Source organism: Spirosoma endophyticum, assembly GCF_900112365.1.
In the GTDB taxonomy this organism is placed as follows: Bacteria; Bacteroidota; Bacteroidia; order Cytophagales; family Spirosomataceae; genus Spirosoma; species Spirosoma endophyticum.
The window spans coordinates 24,858-36,623 of record NZ_FOLQ01000036.1; the positions used below are offsets into that span (position 1 = coordinate 24,858).

At 48.2% G+C, this 11,766-nt stretch carries 10 protein-coding genes; 4 read left to right on the plus strand and 6 right to left on the minus strand.

Going from position 1 to position 11,766, the window contains the following annotated elements; genetic code table 11:
* Window positions 1-112 precede the first annotated feature (112 nt).
* The 5 genes from BM202_RS33910 to BM202_RS33925 form a co-directional block, all read right to left on the minus strand.
* Window positions 113-1,174, minus strand: coding sequence for a site-specific integrase (locus BM202_RS33910; RefSeq protein ID WP_317039742.1), 1,062 nt, complete (start codon window positions 1,172-1,174; stop codon window positions 113-115).
* The gene (locus tag BM202_RS39245) at window positions 1,081-1,392 is read right to left on the minus strand and encodes a hypothetical protein (protein ID WP_449448523.1); all 312 of its coding nucleotides are present in this window, start codon (window positions 1,390-1,392) and stop codon (window positions 1,081-1,083) included. Before BM202_RS39245 ends, BM202_RS33910 begins: the two co-directional genes overlap by 94 nt.
* 343 nt (window positions 1,393-1,735) lie before the next feature.
* Complete coding sequence (locus BM202_RS33915; protein WP_093834632.1) at window positions 1,736-2,992, minus strand: tail fiber domain-containing protein; 1,257 nt, start codon at window positions 2,990-2,992, stop codon at window positions 1,736-1,738.
* A gap of 566 nt (window positions 2,993-3,558) precedes the next feature.
* A complete protein-coding gene (locus tag BM202_RS33920) occupies window positions 3,559-4,416 on the minus strand; it encodes a hypothetical protein (RefSeq protein WP_143100848.1) in 858 nt (285 codons plus the stop codon).
* Window positions 4,417-4,424: 8 nt separating this feature from the next.
* Window positions 4,425-5,552 carry a tail fiber domain-containing protein gene (locus tag BM202_RS33925; protein WP_093834636.1) on the minus strand — a complete coding sequence of 376 codons (1,128 nt, stop codon included), beginning with the start codon at window positions 5,550-5,552 and terminating at the stop codon, window positions 4,425-4,427.
* A 658-nt stretch (window positions 5,553-6,210) separates the two neighbouring features.
* Here BM202_RS33925 and BM202_RS33930 point away from each other — a divergent pair.
* A complete protein-coding gene (locus tag BM202_RS33930; RefSeq protein ID WP_093834638.1) occupies window positions 6,211-9,603 on the plus strand; it encodes a right-handed parallel beta-helix repeat-containing protein in 3,393 nt (1,130 codons plus the stop codon).
* Between the two features lie 136 nt (window positions 9,604-9,739).
* A complete protein-coding gene (locus BM202_RS33935) occupies window positions 9,740-10,009 on the plus strand; it encodes a hypothetical protein (RefSeq protein ID WP_093834640.1) in 270 nt (89 codons plus the stop codon).
* Window positions 10,010-10,251: 242 nt separating this feature from the next.
* On the opposite strand, the gene BM202_RS33940 is transcribed toward BM202_RS33935, so the two are convergent.
* Window positions 10,252-10,656: a response regulator gene (locus tag BM202_RS33940; RefSeq protein WP_093834642.1), complete on the minus strand. Its 405-nt coding sequence runs from the start codon at window positions 10,654-10,656 to the stop codon at window positions 10,252-10,254.
* 207 nt (window positions 10,657-10,863) lie between these two features.
* On the opposite strand from BM202_RS33940, the gene BM202_RS33945 reads away from it, so the two are divergent.
* Together BM202_RS33945 and BM202_RS33950 are read left to right on the plus strand one after the other, a co-directional pair.
* The gene (locus BM202_RS33945; RefSeq protein WP_093834644.1) at window positions 10,864-11,265 is read left to right on the plus strand and encodes a response regulator; all 402 of its coding nucleotides are present in this window, start codon (window positions 10,864-10,866) and stop codon (window positions 11,263-11,265) included.
* A gap of 94 nt (window positions 11,266-11,359) precedes the next feature.
* Window positions 11,360-11,557 (plus strand): hypothetical protein, encoded by a 198-nt coding sequence (locus tag BM202_RS33950; RefSeq protein ID WP_143100849.1) that lies wholly within the window; start codon window positions 11,360-11,362, stop codon window positions 11,555-11,557.
* The last annotated feature ends 209 nt before the right edge of the window (window positions 11,558-11,766 follow it).

Below are 11,766 nucleotides of genomic sequence, written 5' to 3' on the forward strand. Positions count from 1 at the left end.
AAACTATCTTTAAGGATGAGTTGAAGTGAGTTAGCCTTCTTGATGCTTTGAGTCTAATAATTTTTTCTGAAATTTTGGTTTGTTTTGGCCTAGACATTGTCGTATTAAAATATTAGATCTCATCAAATTTTGCCATCTCCCTAGACTTGATATCATCGACAATCTTATGATATACGTCAAAGCTCTTGTGGTCCCTGTGTCCAGTCCATTGGCGTATCACGTGGTCACTTACGCCCATGTAAATTAAGTTGGTCACAAACGTTTTGCGGGCGCAGTGGGTGCTTAGCAGCGCATACTTCGGGTATGTCTCCTCAATGCGTCTATTCCCTTTGTAATACACGATTGATTCAGGCGTGTCTATGCCTGCTAGTTCGCCTAGTTCTTTAATATAGTCATTCATCTTCTGGTTGGAAATAACGGGTAAGGCCTTATCCCCTTTGAATGGCATATTTTTATATTTATCCAAGATGGCCCGGCTATACTTGTTCGTCTCGATCTTCAATGACTCACTGGTTTTCTGGGTCACAAACTCTATGTGTGAGCCACGATCATCTGACTTCTTGAGATTATATACGTCCGAGTAACGAAGGCCGCTAAAACAGCAGAAAACAAACACGTCCCTTACCCGGTCCAGATACTCTTTCGTAGCCGGAATCTCGAAACGGTAAAGGTGGGTCAACTCATCCAGGCTGAGGAAAATTACTTTCTTGATCTTGCCGTCAGTGCCTTTCAGTTTCGGGGTAAACACTAACGCCCCCTGGTTGACTGGGTAGTTGTTCTTGGCTCCCCAGCGGAGAAACCACTTCAAAAAACCCAGGTTTTTGACAATGGTAGTATTGCGTAGATCCCGTTTGGTCCGGAGGTGATTCAGGTAATCAATCATCCGGTCAGCATTCAAACTCTCGAATGACAGGTTTTTATCGAACCCTTCCAGGTGACGCTTGATGACGCCAAACTTTATATACGTGTCTTCATCCCAGTCACTCTCCCGGCCGACGGTCAGTGTGAACCGATCGAAGGCAGTAAAGAAGGTTTCTTTATTTTCCTTCTTGTTTTTAGTGATACGGTCAAAGACTGATTTTACCTCAGCAAGGGTAAGAGTAACCCTCTTAACCTCACAGGCTTTGAAGTATTTATTGATGCCGTTCTCCAGCGTGTTGAGCTTATTGTTGATCTCAGTAGCCGTAGTGCCTCCGCTGTGGTTGTGTTGTTCTTTGAGCGCTGCTTATCTTCGTTCCACTTGGCCGTATCGATTCGGTAGCCAGCGTTTAGCATTAACCGTTTGCCGCCGTAAGTGATCGCCATGCGAATGGGTACGTTTTCGGCAATCAATGAACCGGTGGGATCTTTGCGTTTTTTTGAGGAAAAAGGAAACGCTTCGTTAGAGTTCAAATAGACGAGTCTCCATGTGTGTGTGAATAATAGCTATACACAAATTTACACACACTTTTGGCTTTATTTTACTTAACTATATGATATTTTATTTAATTATAAAATAGTTAAATGGCTGATAAACAGTCTATTTTGATGCGCTATTTTTGCCTAATTTAGTATAGGTTCTTGAGTCTCCTTCTCCACAATGAAAAGTAAATTTAAGGGTAATAAAGGACTGAATATCAGTTATTTATTACCCTTGTTTATTTATTGGTTACACACGGGTTGAAATGAAATAAAAATTATATTTATTTCTCTTCGAATAGATCTTAAACATAGCGGCCCGAGGGAATTTTTGTAACTATTGTTTCAAGAGCGTGGTCAGTTGCTTTTTAATCTGTTCCATATCCGACTTTAAAGACGACATCTCACTTACCTGCTGTTTGAGCGTAGCGTTCTCGGCTTCCAGCTTTTCCACTTTCTGAATCAGCGCCTGAATGGCAATCAGATTCACCCCATCGAAATCCGCCTGATTTATGCTCTTATCTTCCCCGATCACGCCCAGTTCATCATGCCCGAAAGCAGCAAAGAAGTCCTGCGCCATGGGGCCGTAATGGCGGTAGTTCTTTACCTCCTGGCCTTTGTAGTTCCAGGAGCCTAAGCGCATAGCACTAATCTTGCGAAGGAAGGTGGCGCCGTCTACCAGGCGAAAGTTCTCCTTACGGGTAGAGTCGGAGAGGGTGGTCCAGGCGTTGCCGTTGGCTGCTACCTGCACGCCTATGGCTGTACTCTGATTAAGCGGAGCACTGGTATAAAGCATATACCCCCCACTAAAGCGCATCATCATTTGATAGGGTTTCTGGTTGGTATACTCGTAGCCCGTAGAATAATCCCCGATGATGAACGAGCCTACCTGACTGTTGGTTGACACATTGGCCCCCAACGCCGTAGAAGCATAACCGCTAGCCCTGGTTTGATAACCCAACGCGGTAGCGAATAAGCCGCTAGCGGTGGTTTGATAGCCTATAGCGCTAGCCCCTGAACTACTGGCCAGTGTCTGATTGCCCAGTGCGGTTGAGGCATCCCCCGAGGCCGTGGACGAAAAGCCCATACTCACGGCGGCTTCTCCACTCGCTCTGGATTGATACCCCGACGCTGTGGCATAGTTGCCCATAGCCATCGTTTGAAAACCCAAGGCTATGGCCGTTGATCCACTGGCGGTAGCCTGATTACCCATGGCCAGGGAGGCTGTACCTGATGCGGTAGAATAAGCGCCCAGACTCACAGCCCCTTGTCCGCTGGCCATCGTTTGCAGACCCAACGCCGTGGTATAGTCCCCATTGGCAGTTGTATTGTAGCCAGTAGCCAGGGAATATTGGCCTAAGTTGACGCTATTCCAGCTCGCATCATCCACATAGCCTGCCCGTAAGGCTGCTTTGCTGGCATACCAGAAGAGTTTGTTTGGGTTACCCGTGTTGGTTGTATTTTCGCCAAACAGCACATCTCTACCCACGGCTACGTTTAAGAATGCCTTTGGGGTGGAAGTGCCAATACCGACCTGGGCATACAGGCCTGTTGAGCGTAGTAAAACGAAGACAAACAAAAAGAGGTGTTTCATGATGTAGCAATTGCTGTAATAAAATTGGTTGAGTTGTCCGGTCCTTGATAAGTACGTATGGTGCAGGTAATGAGTCACTAGTCGTGTTTACTACCTACCTAGAGCAACTTACGTCCGTTTGTAGATTGCCTGGAGCCTACTTTGAGCCAACGGTCAAAAAGAAGGTGCATAAGTTTATAATCACATCCTATATGCCGTTTATCTCGGGTTAGCCGCTATCAACTAATGGTTAGCCAGCAGTATACCCCACCAAAAAGTCCCGCAGTATGAATAGGCGGGTCGCTGAACTTGCACGCTATACACCTTACTAACTCAACCGCCTAATATGGTTGCACGACTCAGTCGAGAATGCCACCTCGTACAGGGTTGGTTGCGCGTTGAATAGGCTGTTCTGGCTACAGATTTCTGTCTCAAGTTTGTCAAGTAAAGTGATTGTCGACCAAATAACATAGTTCTTTTAGTAAACTGACATACTTGGCTGAACTCGCCTGAAGAAGCGTCAAGAACAGAAAAGGTCCTCTACTACCAGTAGAGGACCTTTTTTGGCTAAGTAAGCAATGTCAGTCCTACTGCTTAAAATAGTCGATCTTATCGGCATCCGAGTTATTGGTGATCTTCAGCTCGCCCCCACTGACTCCGGCAATGGTGCTGGCGATGGTTAAGCTCCCTTTCGTATTGCCCGGCGTCAGTACACCCGTCAGGCCAAACGCCTTGTGACCCTGGCCCGTCATCCCCTGGGTGGTGAGGATATAGAAATTATCATTCGAGCTATCAAAGCCCCAGCTGCCGTTCTGCACAACCTTACCGCCGACCAAGACCGATCTCGCGTTAAAGCTCAGCGCCACCAGCGGATCTTTGGCAATGTAGACCGTGACAGCCGCACTGGTCGGCGCAGCATTCAGCTCATATACATCCACCACGGCGGTAAAAGTAGACGTGCCGTATTGCGTAGCCGGTAAGGTACTCAGAATCGGAATGAAATCAGGCAGGGCCGAGGCCGTAACAACCGCTAAGGGTTGATTGGTGAGGGTATTACTGACAGAGTGCGTCGTAGCGTTAACAGTGCTCGCGGTGGTGACTGCCAGTGCCGTATTGATCCCTGAAGAGTAGGCCAGTTGCAGGCTGGACTCTGAATAGCCATTCAGTTCCGTTGGCAGATAGTATACCCCAGCGGTACCTGAAAACTGGATGGGGGTTACGAACTGATACACCCGGTTGATACTGCCGGGATTACCCGAAACAGCTGAAGTGCTTTTCTGGATGGTATTATCTGCCAGGTTCAGGATGGTCGCTGGGACCAGTGTTAATCCATCGATCGCTACGGGTGTTCCGCTTAAAACGGTCATACCCGAACTACCGGCACTGAGTTGAGCGGAAGCCTGAAGGCTCATCAATAGGGTTAGGACTCTTATAACGTATTTCATAAGGCAGATCAGGGTTTGAGGCTATGGGAGGAAGCGGTCGATGGATCAGTCAGTAAGGCTTCGATTTTGTCAAGCCGGGACTGGATACTTTTCTCTCGTTCTTCGAAGGTAGCGAGTTTGGCTTTCAATTCCTGATTCTCCCTGATCAGGGCCTGAATGGCAATCAGGTTTACCCCGTCGAAGTCTGCCTGGTTAATCGACTTATCCTCCCCAATGACCCCCAGTTCATCATGCCCAAAGGCAGCAAAGAAATCCTGCGCCATGGGACCATAGTGCCGGTATTGCTTTACATCCTGCCCTTTATAATTCCAGCTTCCCAGACGCATCTGGCTGATCTTTTGGAGAAAGTCCGCCCCGTTAGCGAAGCGAAAATTCTCTTTACGGGTTGAGTCGGAGATCGTTTGCCAGGCATTGCTTCCGGCCCCCACTCGCACGCCGATGGCCGAGGTTTGGTTGGCGGGAGCTGTCGTGTAGAGCATGTAGCCACCTTCAAAGCGCATCATCATTTGATTAAAAGCCGTATTGGCATAACTAGCGAGGGAGCTATTGTTTTGAGCGAAATCACCTAAAATAAATGAGCCTGTTTTGCCATTTGTTGACACCCCGGAACCCAGGGCGACCGAATTATTACCACTAGCAGTGCTAAACTGCCCTATAACTATGGCGGACGGACCGCTGGCGGTGTTATTATTACCCAGGGCGACGGAGTTATTGCCACTAGATGTGAGATTCTCCCCCATAGCCATCGCGTGAAAGCCACTGGCAATGTTAGTTCTTCCTACAACAATGGCCAGTGATCCACTAGCCGTGCTGCCGGTGCCAATGGCTACGGAGTTATTCCCACTAGCCACATTGTTGGACCCCAAAGCCATCGAACTGTTACCCACCTGGGCAATGTCCCATTTAGTATACGACACATTCCCGGCTCGAAAAGCGCCCTTACTGGCGTACCAGATAAGCTTACTTCGATCACTATCATCATCTTCTACTTGCCAGGAAAGCGTCTGACCGAAGAGAACATCTTTGCCATCAGCAACATTAAAGAATGCGTTTGGTGTGGTTGTGCCAATACCCACCTGAGCCTGAAGAGTGGTTGAGCCCAGTAGGGCCAGCGTAAACAAAAATATCTGTTTCATGATGCCGGATTGTTCTGGTAAAGTTGGTTTGCGTGGTTTAAGGGGTTTGTATAGTGCAGGCTAATGTGAGCTGTTCATCGTGTCCACTAGCTACGCCTAATGGAGCAACTTACGTCTGTTTGTGGATTGCTCAAGACCTTCTTTGAGCCAACGGTCAAAAAGAAGGCATACCACAAAAATAGATCTCATTGACCCATCCCGTTTGTGTTGTCTGGAGTTGGTCGTTATCAACCAGGGTATCTACAACAACCTGCCCAATAAAAAAGCCCCGCCTATTCCTAGGGCGGGGCAACAACTCTGAGACTTATTTTATGGCGCTAGGAAGCTTTACAGATGTGAGCGAAAGGCTGGGTAGGGTCATGCATTACAGCCCAGGCTTACTCACTCCGCAGACTTTTCATCGGATTCGTTAGCGCGGCCTTCACGCTCTGGAAACTAACCGTCAGCAGCGTAATCATCTGGCCTGCTGCTATCAAGCTTGGGTAGCTTTGAGAAGAGTCCCGACAAGTGGAAGAAACCATGGATCGGGTATGTATTAACCTGTTGTCTAACTAATTAGGTCATGAGTTAGTCAATTCAAGAATTATGGCAATTATCATTTAAACGAAAGTCCTATAAATTTACTTATATTTATTGTTGTTAACTTTTGATTGTCAGAATGCTTTACCTTTTTCACACTACTTATTTCTATTTAACCTCCCTTTTTCGGAGCAGCTTTATTATCCAGCTTATCTTTTTATGGGTTTGTCTGATCAATTCATTCAGCCTTTTCGGGCAAACGACTTATTATGTGGCCGCGAACGGTCAAGACACCAACCCGGGAACAACGGCTGATGCTCCCCTTCAAAATTTAGCCAAAGTCAATCAACTCTCCCTGCAACCGGGGGACGCCGTTCTGTTTCGCCGGGGTGATACTTTTCGGGGAACGCTGCTGATCCGGCAATCGGGTACGTCAAGCCAGGCCATTGTGTTCGATGCCTATGGCAGTGGGCCGAAACCCACCCTGGCTGGCTCGGTAGCCGTTACGATTTGGTCTAATATGGGCGGCAATATCTGGCAGGCAGCCTGTCCAGATTGCGGTAACACGGTGACGGGGGTATTTCAGAACGAAACCTCGTTGCCCCTGGGCCGATACCCCAACAGCAATACGTCCAATAAAGGCTATCTGACGATTGGGTCTCATACCGGCCAAAATCAAATTGTAAGTCAGGAGCATCTACCCGATAACATTAACTGGGTAGGAGGGGAAGCCGTAATGAGACCTACCCAGTGGATCATTGACCGGGCTACCATTCAACAACAGTCAGGTGACGTACTTAGCCTGACCAATTACCTCAACTCGTCTGGCTACCAACCCAGCGATGGCTGGGGGTACTTCATCCAGAATCACCCGGCCACCCTCGATCAGAATGGGGAATGGTATTATGATGCAGCCAACAAAATCATAAAGCTATTTAGCGACCAAATTAACCCTAATAATCAGGCAATTACAGCCGCAACCCAGAGTCGGGGGGTGGACGCGACAGGGGTTTCAAACATTATACTTCGCAACCTGCATATTACCCAGACACTGAATGAGAGCGTATCGGCCACCAACGTATCGAGTTTTACGCTATCCGCGAACGACATCACCAACTCGGGTGAAGACGGGATATCCGTAAAGGGAAGAGGTTCGAATGTGTTCGTCGAAAACAATACCCTTTTGGGGGTCAACAACAACGGAGTCTGGTTCGATGCGTATCAAAACGTTACGTTCAGAGGCAACAGGCTTCGGCGAATTGGGGTGATACCAGGCCGGGGCAAAGGGGGGGATGGTCAGTACAATGGACTCCAGTCAACAGCTAATGATACTGTCCTGATTGAGAACAATACCATTGATAGCGTTGGCTACAACAGCGTTACCGTCTGGAGCAACACGATTGTCCGCCAGAACATCATCTCTAACTATTGCATGACCAAAAGTGATGGAGGAGGTATTTACATCTGGAACGGGCTTAAGGCGCCCATGACCAATATCCATATTGTATCCAATATCATTTACAATGGCCTTGGCGCACCAGAGGGATCATTCAGGCATGAATACTCAGGCGCGAATGGGATTTTTCTGGATGACTGCGTGGAAAATGTAGAAATCAAAAACAACACCGTATTTCATAACATCCAGTGGGGGGTCTTTCTGCATGCAGTCAGTTCTATTACGTTCACGGACAATACCCTATTCGACAATGGTGTCAGTCAGCTTTCCGTCTATCCGAATGGCAACTTTTGTCTTATACGTAATAATGTTATCACCAATAACATGCTAGTTAGCAAGCTGGCTTCTCAGCTGGTGGCTCAATACGAGTCCTATACGGACGACTTGTTCCAGTATGGCACCATAGATTACAACTATTATGTCCGTCCCTATGATGATAGCGCTACCATACGCGGCTTTATCAATGCCTCACAAGGAGGTCAGGGGGGCAATTATGCCCTGCCCGACTGGATGGGTTTCTCCCGCGGGTTTGATCGTCACTCGAAACGAAGTCCACTCACTTATAAGCAATACAGAAATGACGGAGCTGGCGGCACGAATCGATTTACCTCTTCGTTCGACACTAATCTGGATGACTGGCATATCGTTTACAGCAATAACAACAACGCTGAGGCTGCACTGGATAACACCAATAAACTCGATGGTAACAGCCTGCGCATTTCATTCCCCACTCCCTCTGGCCAATCCAATTCCTATGCGCAGGCCATCCGACGGATCGGTACGCTGACCAAAGGAAAAACCTATGTGCTCCGTTTCGACGCCGTTGCCTCCACAACGGCGAGTATATCGGTTTATCTCAGAAGCTACGGGCCTCCCTACACGGAGTATGACAGGCGTTATACGGTAGCCATGAGTCCAACCCGAACCAACCACGAACTGTTCTTTACGGCATCAGCCGATGGGATCGACCCCATCATTATGATTCAAATTGACGGGGAAGGACAGACTTTCTGGCTTGATAATATCCGCCTACAAGAGGATGCGCCGATTCAGAATAACCCGGATGAATTTATCCGGCTTTTTTATAATCCGACCCTGAAAGATAGTCTCATTACGTTATCCGGTGCCTATCGGGATGTAAAAAACCAGGTATGTGCCAAATCCTTTACGCTCAGCCCATTTACGTCAATTGTTTTATTGAAAGATACGTTGCCGGTATCCTTGGCCGACCTGAGCCTGTCGCTACAGGCTGCGAAACGGATCGTACAGGTCAACGAATCGATCGCGATCCGGCTGCGGGTCACCAATCAAAGCAACACCCAAGCCGCCCTGGCCCGATGGACATATCGATTGCCAACGAATCTTCAGTTCATGGATACCAATGGGCAAGTCTACAGCGATAATGTAATGACGGGAACGGTGTACAAACTCCTCCCACTGGCAGATACTACGTTCATGATTCTGGTCAGACCAACGGCAGTCGGGCTGTTCCGGACAGCGGCTCAGATAACCACAGCCACCTCGCCCGATCCGGACAGTACGCCCAATTCGGGCACGGCCGACGGGGAAGACGACGTCGCTACGGTCGATTTTCGTGTCCTTGGACCAGCAACCACTGTATTTGAGTCTCCCAACCCGAACCAGCGCCTGCTGCCAGCTGTGGCGTCCAGTCAGCCGACACCCGTTCCTAACCAGGCCGACCTTAGTCTGCATATGGACGTGAGCAAACGGGTGCTTGCCCTTGGCGAGACGATTACGTTTACGGTTTACGTGAATAATGCGGGTGGTCACACGGCCGATATCGTTCAGTTGGAAAACCAGCTACCCGACGGTTTTGAGTTGGTAAATGCCGCTGGCTGGGCCGCGAACGGGCGGTTGCTCAGCATTACGTTGAGGTATATTGCCGCCAATACGACCGTAAGCCTGCCCATTCAGGCTCGCTTAACCTCGCCAGGTCACTGGATCAATCGAGCGCAAATCAGCGAAACAACGATTGATGATCCCGATTCAATACCGGGCAATGGCTATACGAATGGAGAAGATGACCAGACGCAGCTTGACCTGAGAAGCCGTTGATAGGCAGGAATAATACGGGTTGATCTTTTAGTTCATACCATACCTTGCGCCATTTACTCAGTTATGGCCTCTTGGTTAATCAATTCCCTACTCAATTAGTTAGAATAGGCAACGATTTCTAAATCAATTCAAGGGTATGAAAAATAGAATCCTAGTAGGCGCTTTCCTGCTGGCCATAACCAGCCTTACGACTCAGGCACAATCTACTGCTTCCGGCAGTAGTAATACGGGTACGCCAACATCAGGGGCAACACCGGCGCAAAATGGCTCAACAGGGGCTACCGTTTCGGGTACCAAGGCCGGATCAGGCACCATGAGTCAGGGTGGGTCGAAAAGTAGTGGCCGAAAAATGAAGCGTACCAGTAAAGCCAGCAAAAGTAGTTCTCTCTCCTCGACTGGCCGGTAGTGGTATTATTGATGTTGATTGTGGGCGGGGATTACCCGGTAGCCTCTCCCCTTAGTAATAATAGCAGCAGGGAGATAGGCCAATAGATTTACAGTTATTCGATCCATCGTCACTAGCATAGCTGGTGGAATAAAGACAGGAGTGGACCGGATTCCCCATAGTAGCAACAATCAGGAAGGCCACTAAAAAGCCAGCCCGGTTGAGGCTGGCCATACGAAACGAACGGATCTGGAATGACTGGTTTATATCAACGCCCACTGCTCACTTAGTGCATGGGCCATCTGCCGCAATTGCTCATAGGACAGTGGCTTGGTCATAAATTGATTAGCGCCTAAACGTAGTGAACGCTGCCGGTCCTCGTCGGCCGATGATGTGGTTAACATGATCACCGGCAAATGGGCGAACGCTGGACTATTCCGTAACGCTTCCAGGGTCTCAAATCCATTTTGGCGTGGCATGTTAATGTCCAGTAAAATCAGCCGGGGCAATTGCTCGCAGTTAGCCAGCGCAGGCAGTAGCTCCTCGCCATCGTCGAGGGTCCGGATATGAATCGAAGGATCTCCGTTTAGGAAAGCCGAACAAATGAATTGCTGATCATCTTCGTCATCGTCTACCAGCCAGACAGTGGGTGTAGTAAAATCTTCCATAAGCTGACATTAGATACGCAAGAACTTGATACGAAGATGTAATACGATTAGTTAACAACCTACTATACACGCCATCTACTACTCATTTAATCGTCGTTTAATCAAAACCAATTTAAATAGAGATAGTTCTCTACTTAATCTCCCTGTTGCCTTGTGGATTTAGTTTAAATAATGATTTCTTTTTTTCTGCGCGCCGAGTAGTAACCCATGAATTATTCTATACTGATTGTTGATGACGACGAAGATGATTTCATCGTGTTAGCCGCAAAAATTAAACAGTGCCATCAAAACGTCATCTTAACCTATGCTTCCAGCGGGGCTGAGGCTTCTCAAAAGCTGATCGATGGTCTACAACCCAACTTGATTATCGTCGATGTCCAGATGCCGAAGATGGATGGGTACGAGCTACTGGTCTGGATCGAGGGCTCTGAGAATTGGAATCATATACCCGTAGTGATTTGGACCGGTGAAATATCAACACAGGAAGTGAAGCGCTATTACCGGGCGGGTGCCAATTCATTATTATTGAAACAGGATGCCTTTCAGGATATAGAAACGTTTTGCCAGTACTGGTTTAAGCTGGTTCAGTTAACTCAACTGGCTGCCTAGCCTTGCCATGACTAAGCAACAGATAAAACAGGCCCTGGCGGAGGAAGCGGGGGAACTTGACTAGATTTAATACGAAGCTGACCCGATCATCTTGTTGGAAAAAATCAAGGCGATCGTCGATTTAGGATGGCACTATTTTTATGCCAGCAAACTGCCACCGAATGAGCGGATGTCTACCGCCTTCAAGCAACTCAAGGAAACTTCCGGCGCCCTTCGGGTAAATACCCTGGCCGATTTTCACCAATACAAGCGAACGCTGTTGGAGCACATACGAAGTTTGCTAGATTTCTAAAGCCACTAAATGCTGGACTCTTCGCTTCACTTACTGGGCGATGGCAGGCATCTGGTTATCAGTAGGGAGCCCTTCCGGCTTTTGGGCCGGTGCCATCACACCCCAGTTTACGCTTTTTACGATCCCATTTTTTATTTCGTCGGATGAGTCCCAACTCATCAATATGCCAGTGTTTAGTCAGCTCACAGCCGCCGTAAGCCCACTTGCCA

Coding starts and splice junctions, on each gene's coding strand:
- BM202_RS33915 (WP_093834632.1), bottom strand. CDS start 2,992: ATGAAACACCTCTTTTTGTTTGTCTTCGTTTTACTACGCTCAACAGGC.
- BM202_RS33920 (WP_143100848.1), bottom strand. CDS start 4,416: ATGAAATACGTTATAAGAGTCCTAACCCTATTGATGAGCCTTCAGGCT.
- BM202_RS33925 (WP_093834636.1), bottom strand. CDS start 5,552: ATGAAACAGATATTTTTGTTTACGCTGGCCCTACTGGGCTCAACCACT.
- BM202_RS33930 (WP_093834638.1), top strand. CDS start 6,211: ATGCTTTACCTTTTTCACACTACTTATTTCTATTTAACCTCCCTTTTT.
- BM202_RS33935 (WP_093834640.1), top strand. CDS start 9,740: ATGAAAAATAGAATCCTAGTAGGCGCTTTCCTGCTGGCCATAACCAGC.
- BM202_RS33940 (WP_093834642.1), bottom strand. CDS start 10,656: ATGGAAGATTTTACTACACCCACTGTCTGGCTGGTAGACGATGACGAA.
- BM202_RS33945 (WP_093834644.1), top strand. CDS start 10,864: ATGAATTATTCTATACTGATTGTTGATGACGACGAAGATGATTTCATC.